This window comes from Pseudomonas sp. MF08831 (assembly GCF_059862645.1).
This window is the reverse complement of record NZ_JCBCUX010000018.1, coordinates 102,429-126,203: the sequence shown is the minus strand read 5'-3', so window position 1 is coordinate 126,203 and position 23,775 is coordinate 102,429. Positions and strand designations below refer to the sequence as shown.

The window sequence follows — 23,775 nt, the reverse complement described above, 5'->3', positions numbered from 1 at the left end:
CTGCCGAGGAGAGTGAAATGGCCTACGATTTTGACCTGTATGTAATTGGCGCCGGTTCTGGCGGTGTTCGCGCGGCGCGTTTTGCCGCTGGCTTTGGCGCCAAGGTGGCCGTGGCGGAAAGCCGCTACCTGGGCGGCACGTGCGTTAACGTCGGTTGCGTGCCCAAAAAACTGTTGGTGTACGGTGCGCATTTCGCCGAAGACTTCGAGCAAGCGAGCGGTTTCGGCTGGTCGCTGGGGGAGGCTGACTTTGATTGGGCGACCCTGATCGCCAACAAGGATCGCGAAATCAACCGCCTCAATGGCATCTATCGCAACCTGCTGGTCAACAGCGGTGTGACCCTGCATGAAGGGCATGCGCGTCTGGTGGACCCGCACCAGGTAGAGATCAACGGCGAACGTTTCACCGCCAAGCACATCCTGATCGCGACAGGTGGGTGGCCACAGATTCCAGAGATTCCAGGGCGCGAACACGCCATTGGTTCCAATGAAGCATTCTTCCTTAAGGCGCTCCCCAAGCGTGTACTGGTGGTCGGCGGTGGTTATATTGCCGTTGAGTTCGCGGGCATTTTCCATGGTTTGGGCGCGCAGACTACGCTGCTGTATCGCGGCGATCTGTTCCTGCGCGGTTTCGACGGTTCAGTGCGTACCCATCTGAAGGAAGAGCTGGCCAAGCGCGGCCTCGACCTGCAGTTCAACGCTGACATCGAGCGTATCGACAAGCAAGCCGATGGCAGCCTCAAGGCCACCCTCAAAGACGGCCGCGTGCTGGAGGCCGATTGCGTGTTCTACGCCACTGGCCGCCGCCCGATGCTGGACAACCTGGGCCTTGAAAATACCGGCGTCAAGCTGGACGAGCGCGGCTTCGTTGAGGTGGATGACCTGTACCAGACCGCTGAGTCGTCGATCCTGGCGATCGGCGATGTGATCGGTCGCGTGCAATTGACGCCGGTGGCTCTGGCTGAAGGCATGGCGGTGGCACGTCGTCTGTTCAAGCCCGAGCAATACCGCCCGGTGGATTACGCGATGATCCCGACAGCGGTGTTCAGCCTCCCAAACATTGGCACTGTCGGCCTGACTGAAGAAGAAGCGAAGAAGAACGGCCACAAGGTGCAGATTTTCGAAAGCCGCTTCCGACCCATGAAGCTGACGTTGACCGATTGCCAGGAAAAAACCTTGATGAAGCTGGTGGTCGACGCCGACACCGACAAGGTATTGGGTTGCCACATGGTCGGCCCGGATGCCGGCGAGATCGTGCAAGGCCTGGCGATCGCGCTCAAGGCGGGCGCGACCAAGCAGCATTTCGATGAGACCATCGGCGTGCACCCTACGGCGGCGGAAGAGTTCGTCACCATGCGCACGCCTGTGGCTGACTGATCAGGCTTGCGGTGTTGCCTCTGGCGCCGTTGCAACGACGGCCGCCAGGCGCAATGCCTCGATACTGGCCTGGGCCTTGATAAGGTCCAGTTCCAGATTTTTGTTGGCAAGCTGGTGTTCGGTCAGCGCTTCCTGGCGCGATTGGCTCTCCAGTACCGCCACCCGCAGGCGTTCCTGAAGCAGGGTGCGTTCGCTTTCAATCAGGTTTAACTGTTCGCCAAGTTTTTGCTGCAGGGTCTGGTCTTTGCGGGTTTGCGCCTGCAGCGCGGTCAGTTCCTTCAGGGTTACACGGTGTTCAATCAATAACCGCTCATTGTCGCGATGCAACTGCGTGATTTCATCCTGGCGCACCATGGCGCTTTGCTGGGCCTGACGCAGTTCCGCCTGCACTTGTTGCAGTTGGCCTTCATGGCGTCGCTGTTCCTGCTCGCGCTGCTCCTTGATTGCATTGCGGTAATGCTCCAACGCCTCGCGCGCGTGCAGGTGCTTTTCTTCCAGTGATCGAATCTGTTCGTCCTTGTCGGTAATCCTCAGCTCGTAATCGCTGCACGCCTGGCTGAGCCCGGCGTTGCGGGTTTGCTCGGTCTGCAGACTGGTATTGGCGGTCTGCAGGGCGGCGCTTTCGTCTGCCAATGCGGCGGCCTGGATATCAAATTGTTGCTTGAGCTCGGCGTGAGCCGCCTCCAGCGTCTCTACCTGGGCGAGCAGGGCGGCTTTGTGCTGTTCGAACTGCGCCAAGGCCAGGTCGATAGGTTCCTGAGCCTTCTCTTTCAAACGCAAAGCCAGCCGTGCAACCAGTTCGCCAAGCTCGTCGTCGATTGGCGCCTCAGTGATCGTCAGCCGGCTTTCGCTATCGTCCAATTCCTTCAAGTAGCGATGAATTGTGGTTTTCGAGCCGGTGTTTCCCATCTCGATGCGCACCGCGTCGATGCTGGGGTTTTCGCCGCGGGCAAGGATCGCCAAGCGTGCCGTTTGAACTACTGCTTTGTTTATGCCGCCGCGAGCCATGGAGTCTCCGTCGATTTCGTACTGTGGTACAGAGTATGTATATACATACTGTAGCATAAATAAAAACACGTTTAAATTCATGATTTAACAGATGGGATATTGGCGTATTATCCCGTGTCATAACGGTTTTAAACGCGGATCCACCTTGCAGCAGTACGAATAGGCCTTTCATGAGCGAACTGGATCGATACCTCAACGCCGCCACGCGCGATAACACGCGCCGTAGTTACCGGGCGGCCATTGAGCACTTCGAGGTGAGTTGGGGCGGTTTCCTGCCGGCGACCAGCGACAGCGTCGCGCGCTACCTGGTGGCGCATGCCGGCGTGCTGGCGGTGAACACCTTGAAGTTGCGGCTTTCGGCACTGGCGCAATGGCATAGCAGCCAGGGGTTTCCCGACCCGACCAAGGCGCCGGTGGTGCGCAAGGTGCTCAAAGGCATTCGCGCGGTGCACCCGGCGCAGGAGAAACAGGCCGAGCCCCTGCAACTCAAGCATCTTGAGCAGGTGGTTGCATCGCTGGAGGCAGAAGCGCGGCAGGCGAGCAGCGACGAGGACATGCCTCGCTTGCTGCGCGCCAAGCGCGACACTGCGCTGATCCTGCTGGGCTTCTGGAGAGGGTTTCGCAGCGACGAGTTGTGCCGCCTGCACATCGAACACGTGCAGGCCGTGCCCGGTGCTGGCATCAGCCTGTACCTGCCACGCAGCAAAAGTGATCGAGACAACCTCGGCAAAACCTACCAGACCCCGGCACTACTGCGTCTGTGCCCGGTACAGGCCTACAGCGACTGGCTCAGTGCTTCGGGGTTGGTGCGTGGCCCGGTGTTTCGTGGGATTGATCGCTGGGGCAACCTGGGCGAGGAGGGCTTGCACCCCAACAGCGTGATCCCGCTGCTGCGCCAGGCGCTGGAGCGCGCGGGTATCCCGGCTGATCAATACACCAGCCACTCCCTGCGCCGAGGCTTCGCCACCTGGGCTCATCGCAGTGGCTGGGACTTGAAGTCGCTGATGAGTTATGTCGGTTGGAACGACATGAAATCCGCCATGCGCTATGTTGAAGCGACGCCCTTTCTTGGCATGACCTTGGCGACTCAACCGTTGATTTGAGATTTCTTCTATTAATACGGTTACCTGATAGGCAAAACCAATCGTCGGCATCAGGTTTGCCAATGAGCCAACGGCCAGGAGAGTGGGTAGGATTCACCCCATCAACTTCTTAACCCCTGACGGAGAGTCAACGATGCCTATCATCAACAGCCAAGTAAAACCGTTCAAAGCAACTGCTTACAAAAACGGCAACTTCGTAGACGTGTCGGACGCTGACCTGAAAGGCAAATGGTCCGTAGTGTTCTTCTACCCAGCCGACTTCACCTTCGTTTGCCCAACCGAGCTGGAAGATCTGGCTGACAACTACGCCGAATTCCAGAAACTGGGCGTCGAAATCTACAGCGTTTCCACCGACACCCACTTTGCCCACGCTGCCTGGCACAACACTTCGCCAGCCATCGGCAAAATCCAGTACACCATGATCGGCGACCCAACCCTGACCATCTCCCGCAACTTCGACGTACTGATCGAAGAAGCTGGCCTGGCAGACCGCGGCACCTTCGTGATCGACCCAGAAGGCAAGATCAAGATCGTTGAATTGAACGACGGTGGTGTTGGCCGTGACGCTTCCGAGCTGCTGCGCAAAATCAAAGCTGCTCAATACGTAGCTGCCCACCCAGGCGAAGTATGCCCAGCCAAGTGGAAAGAAGGCGAAGCGACGTTGGCTCCGTCCCTGGACCTGGTCGGCAAGATCTAAGTCTGTGAAGCACCAAGGGCGGAACTCCGCACTTAAGTAAGCCGCAACCGCCCTCAAAACGCCCGGGCGAGATTCGCTCGGGCGTTTTTTTGTCTGCAATAAACCGAATTAATAGGAAATCGCCCGTATGTTGGACGCCAATCTTAAAGCTCAGTTGAAGTCATACCTGGAACGGGTCACCCAGCCGATCGAGATCGTCGCCTCCCTCGACGACGGTGCGAAATCCCAGGAAATGCTTGCCCTTTTGCAAGACGTAACCAGCCTCACCATGCTGATTACTCTGAAAACCGATGGCGATGATGCGCGCAAGCCGTCGTTCTCCATCAATCGCCCGGGTGCCGATATCAGCCTGCGTTTCGCCGGCATCCCCATGGGCCATGAATTCACTTCGCTGGTGCTGGCCCTGCTGCAAGTCGGTGGCCACCCGTCGAAGGCGAGTGTCGAAGTGATTGAACAGATTCGCGCCCTCAAAGGCGAGTTCAGCTTCGAGACGTACTTCTCGCTGTCCTGCCAGAACTGCCCCGACGTGGTCCAGGCACTGAACCTGATGGCCGTGCTCAACCCGAACATCCGCCACGTCGCCATCGACGGTGCGCTGTTCCAGGCTGAAGTCGATGAGCGCCAGATCATGGCGGTACCGAGCGTGTACCTCAATGGCGTTAACTTTGGTCAGGGCCGCATGGGCCTGGAAGAAATCCTCGCCAAGCTCGACACCAGCGGCATCGAAAAAGCAGCAGAAAAAATCAGCGCCAAAGACGCCTTTGATGTTCTGGTAGTCGGCGGTGGGCCAGCCGGTTCGGCGGCCGCTATCTACGCCGCACGTAAGGGCATCCGCACGGGTGTGGCGGCTGAACGCTTCGGCGGGCAAGTGCTGGACACCATGTCCATCGAGAACTTCATCTCGGTGCAGGAGACCGAAGGGCCTAAGCTGGCCAGCGCCCTGGAAGCCCACGTGCGTCAGTACGACGTGGACATCATGAACCTGCAGCGTGCCAGCAGCTTGATCCCTGCAAAAAACGCCGGTGACTTGCACGAGATTCGCTTCGAAAGTGGTGCGACCCTCAAGTCCAAGACCGTGATCCTGGCCACTGGCGCCCGCTGGCGGGAAATGGGTGTGCCGGGCGAGCAGGAATACAAAGCCAAAGGCGTGTGCTTCTGCCCGCACTGCGATGGTCCGCTGTTCAAAGGCAAGCGCGTGGCCGTGATCGGCGGTGGTAACTCTGGCGTGGAAGCGGCTATCGACCTGGCGGGTATCGTCAGCCACGTGACCTTGCTTGAATTCGACAGCAAGCTGCGCGCCGATGCCGTGTTGCAGCGCAAGCTCTACAGCCTGCCGAACGTCGACGTAATCACCAGTGCGCTGACCAGTGAAGTAAAAGGTGATGGTCAGAAAGTCACTGGCCTGGCGTACAAAGACCGCGACAGTGGCGAGTTCAAGACCCTCGACCTGGAAGGCATCTTTGTCCAGATCGGCTTGTTGCCCAACACTGACTGGCTCAAAGGCACAGTGGAGCTGACCCCACGTGGCGAGATCATTGTCGATGCGCGTGGTGAAACTTCGCTGCCAGGTGTATTCGCCGCCGGTGACGTCACCACCGTACCGTACAAGCAAATCGTGATTGCGGTAGGCGAGGGCGCCAAGGCTTCCCTGAGCGCGTTTGATCACCTGATCCGCACTTCCGCACCTGCGTAAAGTCGGACCCGGAAATGAAAAACCCCATGAGTGATCATGGGGTTTTTTTATTGCGCGAGGCTTTTACATCGGCGCTGGCTGAATAATCTCGACCCAGTACGCATCCGGGTCCTTGATGAAGGCCAGGCTTTTCATGCGGCCGTCGGTCAGGCGCTTCTGGAAGTCACAGCCCAGGGCTTCGAAGCGTTCGCACGCAGCGACAATGTCCGGCACCGAAATGCAGATGTGGCCAAAGCCACGCGGGTCGGTGTTGCCGTTGTGGTACGCGAAGTCGGCATCGTTTTCGGTGCCGTGGTTGTGGGTCAGTTCCAGGATGCCCGGGATCGACTTCATCCACTGGGTGCGTTCAGCGGCGTCGGCCGGGATCTGAGCCTTGTCCACCAGGGCCAGGAAGTACAGGCTGAATTCGGCTTCCGGGAAGTCGCGCTTTTCAACCAGGGAAAAACCCAGGACGCGGGTGTAGAAATCCAGCGACTTGGTGATGTCCTTGACCCGCAGCATGGTGTGGTTGAACACGAAGTTCGTGGTGGCGGTGTCAGGCTGGGCGGTGACGCCCGGGAAAGTGTTCAGTTCGTGCAGGCTCATGGGCCCTCCAGAAAAAAATGGGGCAAACGCGACTTGAAATGATCGGCGCGGTCCGTTGGCTTGCGGCAAGCGTCCATGCAGCCGAGCCATGATACGCAAGGGCCGCCCACTGCGCCAAATGAAAAAGGTCACGCAGCGCTTGCGACCAGCGGGTGCCGGGGCTCAAACTTTGACGCTTGAACCTTGGGCGTTTTTTGCAATGATCGAATTTCGTAAATCGCTGTTGAGCTCGTTGTGTCTACTGCTGGGCAGCCCGTTCGTACTGGCGGCCGCCCCGGAAATTCACTGGCCCAGTGGCTGGCAGGTCGAGGAAGTGGAGCCGGACGGCGAAGCCCCGGTAAAACCCCAGGCCGTGTCTCGCCAGCGCGCGATCAAAAATGACGAAAATGGCAATACCTTGATGGTCATGGAGTTGACCGGCACGCCGATCGAGGCGGGTCATAAAGTTAATCTTCAAGGCGTGTTGCTGGAAATGCGTAAATCCATCCAGAAAGACTTTGCCGGCAGCGGTTATCAAAGCGTGTGCACCAAGATGCACCCAACCACATTGAGCCGTCTTGATGCATTGGAAACAACTTGCGTGATTACCGAGAATGGGCGGCACGTGTTGTCGCAAACATTAGTCGGTGCGGTAGATACTGACAAAGCCTATGTTTTTTCATACGCCGGCCAAGCCGAAGCCTATGAGGCCAGCCAGGGCGAAGTCGGATCGGTACGCGACAGCCTGAAACTTTGAATGTGCCAGGTTGATCGGATTTGAACAAAGTGAAATGTTAGTTAAGTTCGTTTTCGAATCCTTAAACAAAAAAAGCCCCGCATCAGCGGGGCTTTTTGTTAGTGCAGTGCGATCAGCCGCGAAGCCAGGAATCTACAGTGGCGGCGCCATACTGTTCTTTCCAGGCTTTGAGGCCGCGGTGGTTGCCGCCCTTGGTCTCGATCAGCTCGCCGGTGTGCGGGTTATGGTACACCTTGACCACGCGTGCGCGGCGCTGTTTAGGGGCGGCGGCCGTTGCAGCACCGGCCTTGGCAGGGTGAGGGTCAAGGATCGCGATGATGTCGCGCAGGCCTTTGCCGTAGTGCTTCATCAAGCCTTGCAGCTTTTCTTCGAATTCGATTTCTTTCTTCAGGCCGGCGTCGTTCTTCAGGGATTCCAGCTGGGCCAGCTGCTCTTGAAGGGCTTTTTCTGCTGCGCGAAATTCGGCGAGTCTGGACAAAATCTGTACTCCAATAATGTAGTTTGCTGATATCAACTGCAGACAAAGCTCTAAGCCAAGCGCTTATAAGGTGACTCAAAGAAAGAGGCCTTTCTGCGAGTTCAGCACAGGCAGGAAAAATTGTAGTAGTTAATGCCCCACGAGTAAATCACGTCGTTTACCTAAATAAGATTATTTCATCAAGCGTAATGAGTGGCTATTCAATGGCTGGCCAGCGACTTAATGAATTCGTCACCGGGGAGTGGTCGGCCAAACAGGTAACCCTGCAGAAAATCCACACCGTGCGCCGCCAGATATTCACATTGCTCTGCTGTTTCCACGCCCTCGGCCACGATGCCAAGGTCCAGCTTGCCGGAGAGTTCGATGATGCTGTCGAGGATATGCCGTGAAAGTGCATCAGCGCCAATCATGGCGACAAAGCTTTGATCGATTTTCAAGTAATCGACATTGAAGTTGCGCAAGTAACCGAGGCTGGAGTGCCCGGTACCGAAGTCATCAATGGCAATCATCACGCCCAGTTGATGCAGGGCGTCGAACAGCTGACGCGTGATATCCGTAGGTTTGATCAGTTCACGCTCGGTCAACTCCAGCACCAGCGTCACTTGGCCTGGGGCGAACGCGGCGAGAAACGTTCGACAATCTTCCACCAGGTCCAGATCCTCACAGTGGCGTGCCGTGATATTCACGCCAATATGAAAGCCCGGACGCCAGCGCGCGGCATGCGGGGCCAGCTGCGCCGCCGTCTGGTGCAGCAAGGCGCGGGTCATCGGCACGATCAGGCCGGAATGCTCCGCCAACGGGATAAACAGGTCGGGACGCACCAGGCCTTCTTTCGGGTGCTGCCAACGCATCAGCACTTCACAGCCGGCCCATTCACGCGTGTCGCCGCGGACCACCGGTTGAAAGTACGGAATGAACTCATTGGCACCCAAGGCGCGTTGCAGTTCATGGGTGGGCGCAGACGAGCGCTTTTGCAGCCAGTGCGCAAGCACGCCCGACAGTACGCCAAAAAACACCAGCAGGCTGAACAGTGCCGGATAGCGCGCTTCCATGTACCGCCACACTTCACCGGCCGGCATGCCGGCGTCGACACTGTAGTGATAGCGCTGCGAGGCCAGGTGGTGATGGGCCACCTCGAACACCGGCACGGGCGTGTTGTGCACCTTGCCGTCGGCATCCAGCCAGTTGGGGCCCACTTGCAACACCAGGTGTGCGTAACGGCTGATCAAGCGCAAGGCGTTGGTCAGGTGATAACCATCAATCGAGGCGAACGCCGCCTTGTCGCCTTCGACCAGCCGGTTAACCAGCAGCGCGGTATCGGGTGTGACCGGATTGCCATTCATCAACCACAGACTCCCGTCCACGTAATCATCCGGGTTGACCGCCGACTGGTAGTGATCGCCGAACAGCGAGCTGCAATAGATGTTTTTCTGCCAGGACAACGTTGTTGCGCGCACAAAGGGCCGGCGCGTGACTTGTTCACGCAGCGCCAGCTGCGCGCCGTTGTCGCACGGCTGACCCGCCAGTGGCAGCAAGGCCTGGGCGGCGAGGGTGGTGTTATCGAGCATCAGGTCAAACTGGCGCACGGCTTCACGGGCGGTTTGCGCAGTACTTTGTTGCAGGGTGCGTTCGGCTTGCCAGTGCAGAATGACCATCCCCAGCGCGATTGGCAGCAGGCCACTGAGGGTGGTAAGCAAATAGCGGGTGGCGCGTTTTCGCGGGCCGTTTACGGTCAGGGGCATGGAGAGACGGCCTGTCGCAGGATGGGAAAAGCCCCGAAGGGCTAATCAGATACATCAAATGATAGATGGCGCGTGCGAAATAAGCTCGCTGTACCTGGCGGTCAGTTGAGTCAGCCCCGCTGGAAGTTCAGCGTCTGCGCCAATTGGATAAACGCCAGGGTCGCAGGTGTCGACTGACGTTGGTCCAGCACCGCCAGGCCAATGTCGCGGCCCACCCGTGGCGACAGCGGGCGCACCTGGTAACGTGCGTCTGGCGTCTGCGGCAAGGACGCCTGCGCCACCACACTCACGCCGTCGCCGCGGCTTACTGCCGCAAGCGTACTGAGCAGTTGCGAGCAGCGGTAACGCACATTCGGGGTTAGTCGCGCGCTGCTGAACAACCGCGAGACCAGCTCCTGCGAGCCGGCGTCGGTGAGGATGAACGGGTCGTCACACAGCGTCTTCAAGGTCACACAAGGCTGCGCAGCCAGCGGGTGCGCAGCGGGCAGCAGGGCGACCATCTGGTCGTTGAACAGCGCAAACGTATCGAAGCGCTCCTGCTCCAGCACCACAAATCCCACGTCGATACGCCGCTCGTCCAGCCACTGGATCACTTGGCGGTCCGGGCCTTCGTCCACGTGCACCTCAATGCCCGGGTGCTGACGCCTGAATGGCTCAAGAATGCGCGGCAGCAGACGATTGGACGAAGTCGGGCCAAAGGAGCCGATGCGCAGCGTGCCGCGCTTCATGCCCCGCGCATCCGAGGCTTCCTGTTGCAGGGTGTCGGCCACGCCCAGCAAGGTGCGCGCACGCATCAGCAATTGCTGGCCGATATCACTGAGTTCGACCTGGGACTGATGGCGCCGGAACAGCTCGACGCCCAGTTCCTGCTCAAGGGCCTTGATGGCATGCGACACGGCTGACTGGCTGATGCCCAGGCGGTGGGCGGTGTGGGTGAAGCTTTGCAACTCGGCCACGCGCGAGAAAATTTGCAGCTGCGTAAGGGTCATGAGCAATTACTCATTTTACGATGATCAGTCATTAGCCGCAGGATATCCCAATCCTGACATCCACTGAGCCTCACCGATGACGTCCTCTCCCGATCGCCTGACTTACCTCAAACTTGCTGCTGTCACCATGATCTGGGGCGCGACCTTTGTGGCCGGCCGCTACCTGGCAGCCGACGTGGAGCCACTGCTGGCAGCCACGCTGCGTTTTGTGTTGGCCAGCGCAGCGCTGCTGGGCTTCATGGCCCTGGCACGCGTGCGCCTGGCGCGGCCCAGCGCCAGGCAACTCGCGCAGTTGGCAATGCTGGGGTTCTGCGGAATCTTTTTCTACAACCTGTGTTTCTTCTACGGTCTGCATTACATCAATGCGTCGCGGGCGTCGCTGATCGTGGCCTTGAACCCGGCGGTGATCGGCCTGGGTTCGTGGTGGCTGTTCAAGGAGCGGCTAGGCACGGCCAGATGCCTGGGCATTGCCTTGTGCCTGGGCGGCGCGGGTGCGGTCATCATCAGCCGCAATCCCCAAGTGCTGCAGGGTACGGCCAACGCCTGGCTGGGCGATCTGCTGATTTTTGGCTGTGTGTTGGGATGGGGCGCCTACTCGCTGTTTTCCCGCAGCCTCAACCAGAGCCTGGGGCCATTGCAAACGGTGACCTGGTCGATCTTGCTGGGCACGGCGATGTTGACGGTCACCACACTGGTCGGTGGCAAGCTCACATTACAAGCCCTGAGCGCGATCCACTTACCGCAAATGCTCAGCCTGCTGTACCTGGGGGTGTTCGGCTCGGCGCTGGCTTACATCGCCTGGTATGACGGCATTCGGCGTATCGGAGCGACCCGCGCCGGCGTGTTCATCGCGCTCAACCCGCTGACGGCAGTGATCTGCGGCGCCATGCTGCTGGATGAGCACCTGAGCGCGCCGATGCTGATGGGCGGGGCGGTGATCCTGCTGGGCATCCATCTGTGCAACAAACCCCTTGCGCAGCCCAAGCCATTGGGGATTTGATAAGAGTGCGGACAAACGCTGTTACGCTGTGTAGAATCGATTTACGCATACAAGAATATGGACTTGCGCTCACGCAAGCCTCGGCCGTCAGAGATTGATGTAACCATGAAGCTACTCGGCTCCCCCCTCATCTTTGGTGATTTCCTCGCGCGCAGTGTGCGAGGCCTGTCCTGTGCGCCACCCTGCAACCTCATCCTTGCTCGCAAATAACCCCGTGTTAATGACAAGAATGATGAGGTGCCACCATGGCAGACCAATACGAAAACCCAATGGGCCTGATGGGCTTTGAATTCATCGAATTCGCATCGCCAACGCCGGGCACTCTGGAGCCGATCTTCGAGATCATGGGCTTCACCAAAGTCGCCTCCCACCGTTCCAAGAACGTGCACCTGTATCGCCAGGGCGAAATCAACCTGATCCTCAACAACCAGCCCGACAGCCTGGCCTCGTACTTTGCGGCCGAACACGGCCCGTCGGTGTGCGGCATGGCGTTCCGCGTCAAGGATTCGCAGCAGGCGTACAATCGCGCGCTCGAACTCGGCGCACAGCCGATCCACATCGAAACCGGCCCGATGGAGCTTAACCTGCCAGCCATCAAGGGCATCGGCGGCGCGCCGCTGTACCTGATCGACCGCTTCGGCGAAGGCAACTCGATCTATGACATCGACTTCGTGTACCTCGAAGGTGTGGACCGCAACCCGGTGGGCGCCGGCCTCAAGGTCATCGACCACCTGACCCACAACGTGTATCGCGGGCGCATGGTCTATTGGGCCAACTTCTACGAGAAGCTGTTCAACTTCCGTGAGGCGCGCTACTTCGATATCAAGGGCGAATACACCGGCCTGACGTCCAAGGCCATGAGCGCTCCGGACGGCATGATCCGCATCCCGCTGAACGAAGAATCGTCCAAGGGCGCGGGCCAGATCGAAGAGTTCCTGATGCAGTTCAACGGCGAAGGCATCCAGCACGTGGCGTTCCTCACCGACGACCTGGTGAAGACCTGGGACGCGCTGAAGAAGATCGGCATGCGCTTCATGACCGCGCCGCCAGACACCTACTACGAAATGCTCGAAGGCCGCCTGCCTAACCACGGCGAGCCGGTGGACCAACTGCAAGCGCGTGGCATTCTGCTCGACGGTTCGTCGATTGCCGGCGACAAGCGCCTGCTGCTGCAAATCTTCTCGGAAACCCTGATGGGCCCGGTGTTCTTCGAATTCATCCAGCGCAAGGGCGATGATGGGTTTGGCGAGGGCAACTTCAAGGCACTGTTCGAGTCGATCGAGCGTGACCAGGTGCGTCGTGGTGTATTGACCGCCGACTAAGCGTAAAAAAGCCCGGCCGAGGTAACCCTCGGACGGGCTTTTTATGGCCTGCGCATCACGCTTTGCGCTGACGCACCAAGTGCTTGAAGCCCTCGTACACCAGCACCATCACCGCCAGCCAGATCGGGATATAGGTCAGCCACTGGCCGCCCTTGATGCCTTCGCCCAATATCAACGCCACCGCCAGCAGCAACACCGGTTCCACATAGCTGAGCAGCCCGAACAGGCTGAAAGGCAACAGCCGGCTGGCCACGATATAGCTGACCAGCGCCGAGGCACTGATCACGCCCAGCATCGGAATCAATGCATACAGCTTTGGATGAATGTCCATCACGGCAAAACCTTGTTCACCGTGCTGCACAAACCACCAGGCCACGGGCAGCATCAGCGCCATGTCCAGCCACAACCCGCCCAGGTGATCAGTGGTCAGGTATTTGCGCACCACAAAATAGATCGGGTAACCAATGATCACCACCAGGGTTGCCCAGGAAAAACCACCGGCCTGATACAACTCGTTCAGCACGCCGAGCGCGGCAAAAAATACCGCGATCTGCTGCAGGCGCGACAAGCGTTCGCCGTACACCAGGCGCCCGGTCAGCACCATGGTCAGCGGCAGCAGGAAGTAGCCGACCGACACATCCAGGCTGCGCCCATTGAGCGGTGCCCACATAAATAGCCACAGTTGCACGCCGAGCAAGGCCGACGACAGCAGCACGCCGCCGATCAGCCGCGGCCTGGCCGCCAGCATTCGCACCAGCTCCCAGACCCGCCGCCATTCGCCGCTGATGATCATGAACACGGTCATGCACGGCACGGTCAGCAACATGCGCCAGCCGAAAATTTCCAGGCCGCTCAATGGCGTGAGCAGCGAGGTGAAGTAATACATCACGGCAAACAACACCGAGGCCAATACCGACAACACAACACCTTTAGACACACTGTCCTCGCGAAAACGAATAGCTATAAATTGGGGGGATATTTTCAGGAGGGGATTATGGTGCTTTTGGCGCAAGACGGTTGCGCTGTTTTGGGGCGTTTTGCAGGAAATTTTCTCACCACACCAGGTTCATGCAAGCGCCTGTGACGAGCGGGCTTGCCCCGCGCTGGGCTGCAAAGCAGACCCAAAACCAGACCCCGCGCTGTGCCTGACACAACACGGTGTCCTCGATGGTGCCGCTTCGCAGCCCAACGCGGGCAAGCCCGCTCGCCATACACACCTGCACGTTGCAGGCGCTACGCGCGTGCCACGCGGCCCGAAACAAAATGCCCCACATCATTGAAGCCCGGCGTGGACGAATGCCCCGGCGTTACCAGTGAATCAATAAAGGCCTCATCTTCAGCGCTGATCTTCACCTCCAGCGCGCCGGTGTAGGCATCCCACTGCGCTTCGGTGCGCGGCCCGACAATTGCCGAGCTCACGGCCGAGTTGTTCAGCACCCAGGCAATCGCAAACTCGACAATGCCGACGCCGCGCCCTTGGGTGTACTGCTGAATCTGTTGGGCGATGCGCAGTGACTCCACGCGCCATTCGGTTTCCAGAATGCGCTTGTCCTGACGCGCTGCACGGCTGCCCGCTTGAGGAGCGACGTCGGGTGCGTACTTGCCGCTGAGCACGCCGCGCGCCAACGGGCTGTAAGGCACCACGCCCAGGCCGTAGGCGGCTGCGGCGGTAAGCTGCTCGACCTCGGCCTGGCGATTGACGATGTTGTACAGCGGCTGGCTGATGATCGGCTGGTCCACGCCCAAACGCTCGGCCACGCGAATCACTTCGGCGATGCGCCAGCCCCGGTAGTTGGACAGGCCCCAATAGCGGATCTTGCCCTGGCGGATCAGGTCGCCAATTGCCGACACTGTGACTTCCAGCGGCGTGTCATGGTCTTCGCGGTGCAGGTAATAGATGTCCAGGTAGTCGGTATCCAGGCGCGTCAAGCTGGCTTCCAGCGCGTTGAAAATGCGCTTGCGGCTCAAGCCGCTGCGGTTCGGCGCGCCGTCCGCCGGGCCGATGCCGACCTTGGACGCCACCACCCAGTCCTGGCGATGACGAACGATGGCCTCGCCGACGATTTCTTCGGAACGCCCGCCGGTGTAGACGTCAGCAGTGTCGATAAAATTGATGCCCTGGTCCCAGGCCTTGTCGATGATGCGCAGCGAGTCTTCGGTGTTGGTCTGTTCGCCAAACATCATGGTGCCCAGTGTCAGTGCGCTGACCTTCAACCCGGACTGGCCCAATGTGCGGTAAATCATGCAAAGCTCCTCATGGCAGGGAAACGTGAACCCTGCAATACCAGACTCGAGGGCTCTGGAACAAGCCCGGCGCGCGTTTCTTCATGCACTGAGCAAGGCCTGACAGCGTGTCTGCAGAAATCGGTGCAGCACTTTCACCCGTTCCGACACTTGCAGGCGGTGCGGGCACATCAGGTTGAACGGCGTGGGTTCGCCTTGCCAGTCAGGCAACAACCGCACCAGGCGCCCGGCCTTGATATCGCTGGCGATGTCCAGGTTGGCCTTGTAGGCAATACCATGGCCTGCCAGCGCCCAGCGCCGCACGATTTCGCCGTCGTCGCTGAGGTAATCGCCCGTCACCTCGACTTCCTGCAGCAGTGCGCCCTGACGAAAGTACCAGGTGTTGTTGGCCTGCCCACGGCGCATGTAGCGCAGCGTGCTGTGCTGCGCCAGGTCTGCCGGCGTGCGCGGTGTGCCATGGCGCGCCAGGTAGTCGGGGCTGGCGCAGGGAATACGGTGGTGGCCCGGCACCACCGGCAGCGCGACCAGGCTGGAGTCGCGTGGCACACCAAAGCGCAGGGCAATGTCGACGGTGTCGCGGAATAAGTCGGCGTTGCTGTCGTTGAGCAACAACTGCAAACGGATGTTCGGGTGTTCGCGCTTGAATTCATCCAGCCAGCCCAGCAGCACATTGCGGCCAAAATCCGAGGGCGCCGCCAATTGCAATAAACCGCTGAGGCTCTGGCCTTGTTGCTTGATCGCCTGCTCGCCTTCCGACAAGGCTTCCAGCGCAACCCGCACGCTGTCCAGGTAGCGCCGGCCTTCTTCGGTCAGGCGCATGCTGCGCGTAGAGCGGGCCAGCAGGCGGATGCCCAGCCGGGTTTCCAGCCGCTTGAGCGCAATGCTCGCCGCAGCCGGTGTGAGGTTGAGGTTGCGCGCAGCCGCTGACAGGCTGCCGGTGTCGGCGGTGCGCACGAACACTTCAAGGTCGAGGGTTGAGCTCATTTGTAAAAATCCTTTAAAGATCTTGTCGTTTTACCGGGATTTTTCGCTGATTGCCAAGCTGAGAAGATCAACGCTCACTTTCTTAGTCAGGTAGTTAACCCATGACATCTTCCCTCAGCGGTAAAACCGTCATCGTCATCGGCGGCAGCAGCGGTATCGGCGCCGCCGTGGCCAAGGCAGCCACGGCACGAGGCGCACAGGTGGTGCTGGCCGGGCGCCGGTTGACCTCCGGTGTCGACAACGGCGTACGCAGCGAGCCGGTCGATGTGACCGACACTGCGTCCTTGCAACGCTTGTTCGAGGCGGTGGGGCGCTTTGACCATCTGGTCTACACCTCTGGGCCGTCGGTGCGGGCCAAACCCTTGCTCGACACTGACCTGGATGAAGCCCAGGACAATTTCAACGTGAAGCTCTGGGGCTCGCTGCGCGCGATTCAACAAGCGCTGCCATTTCTCGACGAGCACGGCAGCATCACGCTGACCTCTGGCCAACTGGGCCGTAAATTGGCGCCCGGCCAGTTCATCAAGACCGGCATCAACGCCGCGACCGAGGCGCTGGGCAAACAACTGGCGAAGGAGCTGGCACCACGTCGGGTCAATGTGATCAGCCCGGGGGTGATCGACACGCCTGCTTATGCGGGCTTGCCAGAAGAACAGCGCCAGACGATGTTTGCCAAGGCCGGCGGGGCCTTGCCGGTTGGGCGCGTGGGGCAGGCTGAAGAAGTGGCGGCGGGGTACGTGCTGGCCATGGAAAATGGCTTTGTCACCGGCGCCGTGATCGACATCGACGGCGGCGGCCTGTTGTAAACCCGGCAACCAAAAGTGGGAGCGGGCTTGCTTGCGAAAGCAGAGTGTCAGTCACTGAATGTATCGACTGAACCACCGCATTCGCGAGCAAGCCCGCTCCCACATTGAACTCATTGCTGCTGGGCGCGCGTTATACCTTCAACGTGCGCGTCATGCGCAGCGCCAACACGCTACCGGCAACGATCACCGCCGCCAGCAAGTACAACGCCACATCCGTGGACCCGGTGGCATCCTTCACAAACCCTACGATATACGGGCTGAGGAAGCCGGCCATCTGGCCCATGGAGTTGATCAGGGCCAAACCACCGGCCGCTGCGCCGGCACTGAGCAGAGCGGTCGGCACCGGCCAGAACATCGGCAGGCCGGTGAGGGCGCCCATGGTGGCGATGGTCAGGCCAAGAATCGCAATCGCCGGAGTGGTGGCGAAATTAACGGCGATCACCAAACCGATAGCGCCCATCAACATCGGCACCACCAAGTGCCAGCGACGCTCCTTGCGCAAGTCGGCGGAGCGGCCCACCAGCAACATGAACACCGCGGCCAGCAGGTACGGAATCGCGCTGAGCCAGCCAATCACCAGGTTATCGCTGAAGCCCAGGCTCTTGATGATCGACGGCAGCCAGAAGTTGATCGCGTACACGCCGCTCTGGATGCAGAAGTAGATCAGGCCGAACGCCCAGATGGCCGGGTTCTTGAACACCTCGCCGAGCGAATCTGTGGTGGTTTTCGGTTTGTTCGCCAGATCCGTCGCCTGGTCGGCCTCCAGCACTGCACGCTCATGCGGCGTAAGCCACTTGGCATTGGCGAAGCTGTCGCTGAGCAGGAAATAAGCGAGCGCGCCCAGAATCACCGTCGGGATGCCTTGCAACAGGAACATCCACTGCCAGCCGGCGAGGCCACCCTGGCCGGCGGCAAAGTGGTTGAGGATCCAGCCGGAAAACGGGCTGCCAAGCAGGCCGGACACCGGGATTGCCGACATGAACAACGCCATGATCCGCCCACGGCGGAAGGTCGGAAACCACTGCGAGAGGTACAGCACCACGCCTGGGAAGAACCCGGCTTCAGCGGCACCGGTCAACAGGCGCAGGCCATAGAAGTGTGTCGGCGTGGTCACGAACAGCAAGCACGTGGAGAGCGTGCCCCACACGATCATCATCAGCGCAATCCAGCGCCGCGGGCCGAACCGGGTCAGCGCCAGGTTGCTCGGCACGCCGCACAGTACATAACCGATAAAGAAAATCCCGGCCCCCAGGCCGTAGACCGTTTCACTGAATTTCAACGCATCGAGCATCTGCAACTTGGCAAAACCAACGTTTACCCGGTCAAGGTAATTAAACAGGTAGCAGATGAAAATGAAGGGGATCAGGCGCAGGGTGATGCGCTTGTAGATGGCGTTTTTATCGTCATCGGTGGCCAGTGTGGCAGCGGCGCTCTGTGACATGTCAGTCTCTCTTTATTATGATTTTTCGCGATGCGAAGGTAACGTTGATCGCTCAATGAGTCTCGGCCACCTTGCGGGGTGCTGTCTTTGTGCTTGCGCACAGTCAGGCACGCTTTGCGCTGTGCCTATGACCAACTCGCTTTTTTCAGGAACTTAGCCCCATGTTCGAGCTGGATCATGACCTGGCGCAGGATATCGTCAATCGCACCATGGCGATCCTGCCCTATAACGTCAACGTCATGGACAGCCAGGGCCTGATTCTGGGCAGCGGCGAGCCTGAGCGCATCAATACCCGCCATGAGGGTGCGCAGCTGGTGCTGGCCAACGGCCGGGTAGTCGAGATCGACGGCCAGACTGCCAAGCACCTCAAAGGCGTGCAGCCGGGTATCAACCTGCCCTTGATGCACGACCAACGCCTGATCGGCGTTTTGGGCATTACCGGTGAACCCGAGCTGTTGCGCACCTACGCTGAACTGGTGCGCATGACCGCCGAGATGTTGGTCAGCCACCGTCATCAGCAAGCCGAGCAGCAATGGCGACGCCAGCGGTGCGACGACCTGCTTGCGTTATTGCTGGCCGAACGCGGTGACTCGCCGCGCCTGGTGGACGAGGCCCAGCAACTGGGGCTCAAGCCGCACATGCCGCGCACGCCGTACCTGTTTGAGCTGGGTGTGGGTCAGTCGGCCGAAGCACTGAGCGCCTGGCTGACCAGCCGTTACCCGGACAGTTGGTGTGTCAGCTCTGCGCAGTTTTCCCTGTTGTGGTGCCGGCCGGCGGCGTTGCAGGTGGACAACCCACGGCTGCTGGAAAAACTTCAGGGCCTGGGCTGGAACATCCTGCGGGTTGCCGTCGGTGGGCAAGCAGATGGCCTGGCGGGCCTGCGCCGGTGTTATCGCCGGGTCGGCGATCTGCTGGCCTACGGTCGTGACATCTTGCCCCAGTCACGTTTGTTGACGCTCAACCGCTATCGCCTGCCGGTGATGCTCTGGCGCCACCGCAACGACGATGCGCTGGATGAACTGCTGAACCCGTTGCGCAAAGTGCTGGCCAAGGACACCAACGGCCAGCTGCTTGCCACGCTGCGCAGTTGGTGCGACCACGACGGCCAGAGCCAGGCCTGCGCCGACGCGCTGGGCATCCACCGCAACAGCTTGCGCTACCGCATGGAACGCATTGCCGAGCTCAGCGGCGTCGACCCATTGACCCTCGATGGCATGCTGGCCCTGTACCTTGGCGTACAGCTTTTGCCCCAGGCTTTGTCGGAATGAACAACAAACCTGCGCCACACTTGTGCATCGGACCGGCGTCATTGCCGCAGCCAACTGGCAGCATGGGCGTTATAAAAACCGGAGAACGCCCATGAAAATCATCATCGCCCCCGACTCGTTCAAGGACAGCCTGAGCGCCGAAGGCGTCGCCCAGGCCATCGCCGAAGGCTTGGCCGAGGTCTGGCCGCAGGCACATCTGGTCCAGTGCCCGATGGCGGACGGTGGTGAAGGCACGGTGGATTCGGTCCTTGCTGCCTGCAAGGGCGAGTTGCGCAGCCAAACCGTTCGAGGCCCCTTGGGCGCGTCGGTTGAAGCACGCTGGGGCTGGTTGGCCGACAGCCATACCGCCATTATCGAAATGGCCGAAGCCAGTGGTTTGCAACTGCTGGCGCCGGGCAAACGCGACGCCTGTTCGAGCAGCACCTACGGCACGGGCGAACTGATCCGTGCAGCCCTGGACGCCGGTGCCCAGCGCATCATTCTGGCGATTGGCGGCAGTGCGACCAACGATGCCGGTGCCGGGGCGATGCAGGCGCTGGGTGTGCAACTGTTTGATGCGCAAGATCAGGCACTTGCCCCGGGTGGCCTGGCGCTGGCGCGGCTTGCGCGGATCAGCCTTGAACAACTGGACCCACGTTTGGCTCAGGTGCGTTTTGAAATTGCCGCCGATGTGAATAACCCGCTGTGCGGTCCGCACGGCGCGTCTGCCATTTTCGGCCCGCAAAAAGGTGCCAGCGCGCAGCAGGTCGAACAACTGGACGCAGCCCTGGGTCACTTTGCCGATCATTGCACCAAGGTCCTGCCCAAAGACGTGCGCGATGAACCCGGCAGCGGCGCCGCCGGTGGCCTGGGCTTTGCCGCCAAAGCGTTCCTTGGCGCGCAATTTCGCGCGGGTGTTGAGGTGGTGGCCGACCTGGTCGGCCTGGATGCAGCGGTGCAGGGGGCTGACCTGGTGGTCACAGGCGAAGGCCGTTTCGACGCCCAGACCCTGCGCGGCAAAACCCCCTTTGGCGTGGCGCGCATCGCCCAGCACCACAACGTGCCCGTCATCGTGATCGCCGGCACCCTGGGCGACGGCTACGAGCATATGTATAGCCACGGCGTGAGCGCCGCATTCGCCTTGCCGTCCGGGCCGATGAGCCTTGAACAGGCGTGCAGCGACGCGCCGCGCCTGCTGCGCGCGCGCGCGGCAGATATTGCGCGACTGTGGCGCACAGCGACCGAGCGCTGACGCAACACCGTGAACGTGGGACAATCCGCGCCGTTTTTCGACACGGAGAGTCCCCATGCTGCGCACCACCGCTTTGCTGGCCCTGTTGCTGACCGGCATCAGCGCCCCGGCCCTCGCTCAACCCGCGACTGAAACCGTCCCGCTGCTGCGGGAAATCAAGAATTGGGTCACCGGCTGCGACAACCTGCGCAATTGTCACGCCCTCAGCGCGCCCAGTGGCGTGGATGAGGAAGATGCCAGCTCCCTGACCTTGCATATCTGGCATCAAGCCGGCCCGGAAGGGTACCTGCGCTTACGCGTTGATCATCGCGGTGAGGCGCTGGACCTGTCTACTCTGCAATTGGACGGAAAGCCCCTGGGCCAGGCACTGACGCGCAGCCTGGAGGTGCAGTTGGACGATCAGGGTGTTGATCCCCACCTGCAATCCTACGGCGTGATCGAGGACGCGCCGGCGCGGCTCTGGCTGCAGCGCTTGCGCAACGGCCAGCGTTTGCAGTTACCGGGCGACGACACCGCGCATGTGTCCCTGAGCGGGCTGAGTGCCTCGCTGCTGTTAATGGACGCGGTGCAAGGGCGGGTGGATAACGTCACCGCACTTGCGCGGCCTGGCAAGGGGGCGGCCAGCGACGTGCCGGCACGCTTGCCGCCACCGGTGCTGCGCCCCTTCACGTCGGCGCCGGCGCTCAACGACCAGGAATACGCCGCGCTGGCCGCCGCTGCGGTGAAGGCGATCACCACCACCGACACCGCGATGAAACCCGAGGCCGAAGTTGGCGCATTGAGCGAAGTTCAAGCCCTGACAGTGGTGCGCTATGACTGCGCGGCCTACACCTGCGAGTACGAAGTCAGCAGCCGTGAGCGCAAGGCGCCGTACGCCGAAACCACGTTGAGCATTCAACCGCTACCTGTGGACGGCGCTGCCTTGCAAGGCTCGGTCGGCTACGACCCGACCACCGGCACCTTGAGCTATTTCTACAAACTGCGTGGCGTTGGTGATTGCGGCGAGGGCGGTGTCTGGGTGTTTGACGGCAAGGCTTTCCAACTGCGCGAGTTGCATCAGATGCCGCGCTGCAATGGGGTGGGTTACGGCGATTGGCCGACGTTGTGGACGACAGTGCCAGCACCCTAGCCAGCGTGGCGGCTTGGCCTCTACACTGGGCGGCCACTTGTTTTTCCAAGGAAGAAACGCAATGCGCACACCTGAATCTCCTATCGTGATCCAGCGCTTCACCGAGGCCCACCTTGAAGGCGTCGCTGCGCTCTACAACGAACCGGCTGTGTGCCGTCAGGTGCTGCAAATGCCTTTTCAGTCGGTGCAGGCGTGGCGTAACAAGCTGGCGCTGGATAACGAGCGGCGGCTACAGCTGGTGGCGATGCATGCAGGGGAAGTGATCGGCCAGCTTGGCCTGGAGCAAACCCTGCGGGTGCGCCGCAGCCATGTCGGTTCGTTCGGCATGGGCGTCGCCACGGCCTGGCAAGGCAAGGGCGTCGGCTCCAGGCTGTTGACGGCCGCGCTGGACGTGGCCGACAACTGGATGAATTTGCGCCGCGTCGAACTGACGGTGTACGCCGACAACGAAGCCGCGCATAACCTCTACCGCAAGTTCGGCTTCGAGGTCGAAGGCCGGATGCGCGATTACGCCCTGCGTGACGGCGTCTTCGTCGACACCCTGAGCATGGCGCGCCTGCGCCAGACGGCTTAATCCCCCAGAGCAAACGCCACCGCAGCCTGTGCATGCAGCTCGGTGGTGTCCAGCAATGGCAGGTTGCTGTGCTGCGGTTTGATCAGCAGGCCGATTTCCGTGCACCCAAGAATGATTGCCTGGGCGCCCCGTGCGGCCAGCGACTCGATTACCCGCTGATAGACCTGGCGCGAGGCAGCGCTGAGCACGCCGACACACAACTCCTCATAGATGATTCGGTGCACGGCCTGGCGCTCGTCAGCGTCGGGCACCAACACGGTCAAGCCTTGGGCGGTCAGGCGTGCGGTGAGAAAGTCCTGCTCCATGGTGAATGCCGTGCCCAGCAAACCGACTGTCAGCGTACCGGCTTCTACCGCAGCGGCACCGGCGGCATCGGCAATATGCAGGAACGGAATCGACACGGCCGCCTCGATCCGCGCTGCCACCCGATGCATGGTGTTGGTACACAGCACCACGCAATCCGCACCGCCAGCCTGCAAGCGGCGCGCCGCATCCTCGAGGATCAGCGCGGCGTCATCCCAACGGCCGGCATGCTGCGCCTGCTCGACCGGGCCGAAATCCACGCTGTACATCAACAGTTGCGCCGAGCGCAGCGGGCCCAGCTGGTCACGCACGCGCTGGTTGATGATGCGGTAATACTCGGCGCTGGACTCCCAGCTCATGCCGCCGATAAGGCCGATGGTGCGCATGCGATGCTCCTGACAGGGGATGTCGCCTCACCATACCCATCGGCTGCGCAATAGTCATACGCAGTTGCCGGTCAAATGACCGGTGCAGTTAAGCCGCACGCTGAACCGCCGCATCTGCCATGATCAGCGTTCGCAACCTGGCCCACCCAAGGAAATCCGCAATGGACGATGTACAGCAATTGGGCGAGATGCTTCGTCATTACGCCGACAGTGAAGCGCACAAAAAACAGCAGTTCGACGTGCAGTCCGCACGCTGGGCGCAAAAGCTCGGCGAGCTGTTCGGGCAGATCGAGCAGTGGCTGGAACCCGTCAAGACCACTGGCCTGCTGGAAGTCCACCGTGAGGCCTATGTCGCCAGCGGCCCGAGCCTGCCGGTTGAGACGTCGACCTTCAAAACCGAAAAACTGACGGTGCACATCACCGGCAAGACGGTGGAGTTCGTGCCGGACGTGATGGGGGCGGGCGGCTCGATTGCCGTGTCGGTGATGGGCTTGACCGCCGCACGGCACGGCAGCGTATCACTGGTGCTGCCGGCTGATAAAAACGATTGGCTATGGAAAAAAACCAACGGCCTGAAGGACCCGGACACGTTTGCCTTCGACGCAAATTTTCTGGCGTCGCAGTTGCAGAGCCTGATCCCGCGCGATCGCGTTTGAGCGGGCTCGCCCGGCGCCGGGTGC

General features: G+C 60.6%; 23 protein-coding genes. 13 read left to right on the top strand and 10 right to left on the bottom strand.

Translation table 11 applies throughout. The annotated features are described in order from the left end of the window. Nucleotides 1-17 precede the first annotated feature (17 nt). The gene (gene gorA, locus AC19YS_RS28605; RefSeq protein WP_500603193.1) at nucleotides 18-1,376 is read left to right on the top strand and encodes a glutathione-disulfide reductase; all 1,359 of its coding nucleotides are present in this window, start codon (nucleotides 18-20) and stop codon (nucleotides 1,374-1,376) included. On the opposite strand, the gene AC19YS_RS28600 is transcribed toward gorA, so the two are convergent. Next, nucleotides 1,377-2,384, bottom strand: a complete 1,008-nt coding sequence (locus AC19YS_RS28600; RefSeq protein ID WP_500603192.1) for a DNA-binding protein — start codon at nucleotides 2,382-2,384, stop codon at nucleotides 1,377-1,379. It lies immediately after the preceding gene. 170 nt (nucleotides 2,385-2,554) lie between these two features. On the opposite strand from AC19YS_RS28600, the gene AC19YS_RS28595 reads away from it, so the two are divergent. The 3 genes from AC19YS_RS28595 (at nucleotide 2,555) to ahpF (ending at nucleotide 5,877) form a co-directional block, all read left to right on the top strand. Then, nucleotides 2,555-3,487, top strand: coding sequence for a site-specific integrase (locus tag AC19YS_RS28595; protein WP_200625252.1), 933 nt, complete (start codon nucleotides 2,555-2,557; stop codon nucleotides 3,485-3,487). 133 nt (nucleotides 3,488-3,620) lie between these two features. After that, nucleotides 3,621-4,184: an alkyl hydroperoxide reductase subunit C gene (gene ahpC, locus AC19YS_RS28590; protein WP_053255965.1), complete on the top strand. Its 564-nt coding sequence runs from the start codon at nucleotides 3,621-3,623 to the stop codon at nucleotides 4,182-4,184. Between the two features lie 127 nt (nucleotides 4,185-4,311). Continuing rightward, on the top strand, nucleotides 4,312-5,877 hold the full coding sequence (ahpF, locus tag AC19YS_RS28585) for an alkyl hydroperoxide reductase subunit F (protein WP_200625251.1): 1,566 nt from the start codon (nucleotides 4,312-4,314) through the stop codon (nucleotides 5,875-5,877). Nucleotides 5,878-5,940: 63 nt separating this feature from the next. On the opposite strand, the gene gloA is transcribed toward ahpF, so the two are convergent. Beyond that, nucleotides 5,941-6,462, bottom strand: a complete 522-nt coding sequence (gloA, locus tag AC19YS_RS28580; RefSeq protein WP_106579161.1) for a lactoylglutathione lyase — start codon at nucleotides 6,460-6,462, stop codon at nucleotides 5,941-5,943. A 199-nt stretch (nucleotides 6,463-6,661) separates the two neighbouring features. On the opposite strand from gloA, the gene AC19YS_RS28575 reads away from it, so the two are divergent. After that, a complete protein-coding gene (locus AC19YS_RS28575; protein ID WP_500603214.1) occupies nucleotides 6,662-7,198 on the top strand; it encodes a DUF4946 domain-containing protein in 537 nt (178 codons plus the stop codon). A 112-nt stretch (nucleotides 7,199-7,310) separates the two neighbouring features. Here AC19YS_RS28575 and AC19YS_RS28570 read toward each other — a convergent pair whose 3' ends face one another. From AC19YS_RS28570 to AC19YS_RS28560, 3 genes are all read right to left on the bottom strand, one after another. Beyond that, a complete protein-coding gene (locus tag AC19YS_RS28570) occupies nucleotides 7,311-7,676 on the bottom strand; it encodes a histone-like nucleoid-structuring protein, MvaT/MvaU family (RefSeq protein WP_106579162.1) in 366 nt (121 codons plus the stop codon). Nucleotides 7,677-7,876: 200 nt separating this feature from the next. Beyond that, the gene (locus AC19YS_RS28565; RefSeq protein WP_124417520.1) at nucleotides 7,877-9,418 is read right to left on the bottom strand and encodes an EAL domain-containing protein; all 1,542 of its coding nucleotides are present in this window, start codon (nucleotides 9,416-9,418) and stop codon (nucleotides 7,877-7,879) included. Between the two features lie 110 nt (nucleotides 9,419-9,528). Continuing rightward, entirely contained in the window at nucleotides 9,529-10,407 is an 879-nt protein-coding gene (locus AC19YS_RS28560) for a LysR family transcriptional regulator (protein ID WP_500603191.1), read from the bottom strand. 76 nt (nucleotides 10,408-10,483) lie between these two features. On the opposite strand from AC19YS_RS28560, the gene AC19YS_RS28555 reads away from it, so the two are divergent. Together AC19YS_RS28555 and hppD are read left to right on the top strand one after the other, a co-directional pair. Then, nucleotides 10,484-11,407: a DMT family transporter gene (locus AC19YS_RS28555; protein WP_500603190.1), complete on the top strand. Its 924-nt coding sequence runs from the start codon at nucleotides 10,484-10,486 to the stop codon at nucleotides 11,405-11,407. A gap of 245 nt (nucleotides 11,408-11,652) precedes the next feature. Next, complete coding sequence (gene hppD / locus AC19YS_RS28550) at nucleotides 11,653-12,729, top strand: 4-hydroxyphenylpyruvate dioxygenase (RefSeq protein WP_106579166.1); 1,077 nt, start codon at nucleotides 11,653-11,655, stop codon at nucleotides 12,727-12,729. A 55-nt stretch (nucleotides 12,730-12,784) separates the two neighbouring features. Here hppD and rarD read toward each other — a convergent pair whose 3' ends face one another. From rarD to AC19YS_RS28535, 3 genes are all read right to left on the bottom strand, one after another. Then, nucleotides 12,785-13,666, bottom strand: coding sequence for an EamA family transporter RarD (gene rarD / locus AC19YS_RS28545; protein WP_106579167.1), 882 nt, complete (start codon nucleotides 13,664-13,666; stop codon nucleotides 12,785-12,787). Between the two features lie 296 nt (nucleotides 13,667-13,962). Next, the gene (locus AC19YS_RS28540) at nucleotides 13,963-14,973 is read right to left on the bottom strand and encodes an aldo/keto reductase (RefSeq protein ID WP_500603189.1); all 1,011 of its coding nucleotides are present in this window, start codon (nucleotides 14,971-14,973) and stop codon (nucleotides 13,963-13,965) included. 81 nt (nucleotides 14,974-15,054) lie between these two features. After that, complete coding sequence (locus AC19YS_RS28535; RefSeq protein WP_500603188.1) at nucleotides 15,055-15,957, bottom strand: LysR family transcriptional regulator; 903 nt, start codon at nucleotides 15,955-15,957, stop codon at nucleotides 15,055-15,057. Between the two features lie 101 nt (nucleotides 15,958-16,058). On the opposite strand from AC19YS_RS28535, the gene AC19YS_RS28530 reads away from it, so the two are divergent. After that, nucleotides 16,059-16,763, top strand: coding sequence for an SDR family oxidoreductase (locus tag AC19YS_RS28530; RefSeq protein ID WP_169366744.1), 705 nt, complete (start codon nucleotides 16,059-16,061; stop codon nucleotides 16,761-16,763). 130 nt (nucleotides 16,764-16,893) lie between these two features. Here the strand turns inward: AC19YS_RS28530 and AC19YS_RS28525 are convergent, their stop codons facing one another. Continuing rightward, a complete protein-coding gene (locus AC19YS_RS28525; protein ID WP_106579171.1) occupies nucleotides 16,894-18,204 on the bottom strand; it encodes an MFS transporter in 1,311 nt (436 codons plus the stop codon). A gap of 161 nt (nucleotides 18,205-18,365) precedes the next feature. Here AC19YS_RS28525 and AC19YS_RS28520 point away from each other — a divergent pair, with 161 nt between their 5' ends. The 4 genes from AC19YS_RS28520 (at nucleotide 18,366) to AC19YS_RS28505 (ending at nucleotide 22,406) form a co-directional block, all read left to right on the top strand. Beyond that, complete coding sequence (locus tag AC19YS_RS28520; RefSeq protein ID WP_500603187.1) at nucleotides 18,366-19,472, top strand: sugar diacid recognition domain-containing protein; 1,107 nt, start codon at nucleotides 18,366-18,368, stop codon at nucleotides 19,470-19,472. Between the two features lie 91 nt (nucleotides 19,473-19,563). After that, nucleotides 19,564-20,703 (top strand): glycerate kinase, encoded by a 1,140-nt coding sequence (locus AC19YS_RS28515; RefSeq protein ID WP_500603186.1) that lies wholly within the window; start codon nucleotides 19,564-19,566, stop codon nucleotides 20,701-20,703. A gap of 55 nt (nucleotides 20,704-20,758) precedes the next feature. After that, complete coding sequence (locus AC19YS_RS28510; RefSeq protein ID WP_500603185.1) at nucleotides 20,759-21,832, top strand: DUF1176 domain-containing protein; 1,074 nt, start codon at nucleotides 20,759-20,761, stop codon at nucleotides 21,830-21,832. A gap of 61 nt (nucleotides 21,833-21,893) precedes the next feature. Further along, the gene (locus tag AC19YS_RS28505) at nucleotides 21,894-22,406 is read left to right on the top strand and encodes a GNAT family N-acetyltransferase (protein WP_106579175.1); all 513 of its coding nucleotides are present in this window, start codon (nucleotides 21,894-21,896) and stop codon (nucleotides 22,404-22,406) included. Here AC19YS_RS28505 and AC19YS_RS28500 read toward each other — a convergent pair. After that, nucleotides 22,403-23,095 (bottom strand): aspartate/glutamate racemase family protein, encoded by a 693-nt coding sequence (locus tag AC19YS_RS28500; protein ID WP_169366740.1) that lies wholly within the window; start codon nucleotides 23,093-23,095, stop codon nucleotides 22,403-22,405. The genes AC19YS_RS28505 and AC19YS_RS28500 overlap by 4 nt on opposite strands. 161 nt (nucleotides 23,096-23,256) lie before the next feature. On the opposite strand from AC19YS_RS28500, the gene AC19YS_RS28495 reads away from it, so the two are divergent. After that, nucleotides 23,257-23,751, top strand: coding sequence for a hypothetical protein (locus AC19YS_RS28495; protein WP_106579177.1), 495 nt, complete (start codon nucleotides 23,257-23,259; stop codon nucleotides 23,749-23,751). Nucleotides 23,752-23,775: the final 24 nt, after the last annotated feature.

Excerpts from the sequence above, each read along its gene's own strand:
- gorA (WP_500603193.1), top strand. The coding sequence starts at position 18 with ATGGCCTACGATTTTGACCTGTATGTAATTGGCGCCGGTTCTGGCGGT.
- AC19YS_RS28600 (WP_500603192.1), bottom strand. The coding sequence starts at position 2,384 with ATGGCTCGCGGCGGCATAAACAAAGCAGTAGTTCAAACGGCACGCTTG.
- AC19YS_RS28595 (WP_200625252.1), top strand. The coding sequence starts at position 2,555 with ATGAGCGAACTGGATCGATACCTCAACGCCGCCACGCGCGATAACACG.
- ahpC (WP_053255965.1), top strand. The coding sequence starts at position 3,621 with ATGCCTATCATCAACAGCCAAGTAAAACCGTTCAAAGCAACTGCTTAC.
- ahpF (WP_200625251.1), top strand. The coding sequence starts at position 4,312 with ATGTTGGACGCCAATCTTAAAGCTCAGTTGAAGTCATACCTGGAACGG.
- gloA (WP_106579161.1), bottom strand. The coding sequence starts at position 6,462 with ATGAGCCTGCACGAACTGAACACTTTCCCGGGCGTCACCGCCCAGCCT.
- AC19YS_RS28575 (WP_500603214.1), top strand. The coding sequence starts at position 6,662 with ATGATCGAATTTCGTAAATCGCTGTTGAGCTCGTTGTGTCTACTGCTG.
- AC19YS_RS28565 (WP_124417520.1), bottom strand. The coding sequence starts at position 9,418 with ATGCCCCTGACCGTAAACGGCCCGCGAAAACGCGCCACCCGCTATTTG.
- AC19YS_RS28560 (WP_500603191.1), bottom strand. The coding sequence starts at position 10,407 with ATGACCCTTACGCAGCTGCAAATTTTCTCGCGCGTGGCCGAGTTGCAA.
- AC19YS_RS28555 (WP_500603190.1), top strand. The coding sequence starts at position 10,484 with ATGACGTCCTCTCCCGATCGCCTGACTTACCTCAAACTTGCTGCTGTC.
- hppD (WP_106579166.1), top strand. The coding sequence starts at position 11,653 with ATGGCAGACCAATACGAAAACCCAATGGGCCTGATGGGCTTTGAATTC.
- AC19YS_RS28540 (WP_500603189.1), bottom strand. The coding sequence starts at position 14,973 with ATGATTTACCGCACATTGGGCCAGTCCGGGTTGAAGGTCAGCGCACTG.
- AC19YS_RS28535 (WP_500603188.1), bottom strand. The coding sequence starts at position 15,957 with ATGAGCTCAACCCTCGACCTTGAAGTGTTCGTGCGCACCGCCGACACC.
- AC19YS_RS28530 (WP_169366744.1), top strand. The coding sequence starts at position 16,059 with ATGACATCTTCCCTCAGCGGTAAAACCGTCATCGTCATCGGCGGCAGC.
- AC19YS_RS28525 (WP_106579171.1), bottom strand. The coding sequence starts at position 18,204 with ATGTCACAGAGCGCCGCTGCCACACTGGCCACCGATGACGATAAAAAC.
- AC19YS_RS28520 (WP_500603187.1), top strand. The coding sequence starts at position 18,366 with ATGTTCGAGCTGGATCATGACCTGGCGCAGGATATCGTCAATCGCACC.
- AC19YS_RS28515 (WP_500603186.1), top strand. The coding sequence starts at position 19,564 with ATGAAAATCATCATCGCCCCCGACTCGTTCAAGGACAGCCTGAGCGCC.
- AC19YS_RS28510 (WP_500603185.1), top strand. The coding sequence starts at position 20,759 with ATGCTGCGCACCACCGCTTTGCTGGCCCTGTTGCTGACCGGCATCAGC.
- AC19YS_RS28505 (WP_106579175.1), top strand. The coding sequence starts at position 21,894 with ATGCGCACACCTGAATCTCCTATCGTGATCCAGCGCTTCACCGAGGCC.
- AC19YS_RS28500 (WP_169366740.1), bottom strand. The coding sequence starts at position 23,095 with ATGCGCACCATCGGCCTTATCGGCGGCATGAGCTGGGAGTCCAGCGCC.
- AC19YS_RS28495 (WP_106579177.1), top strand. The coding sequence starts at position 23,257 with ATGGACGATGTACAGCAATTGGGCGAGATGCTTCGTCATTACGCCGAC.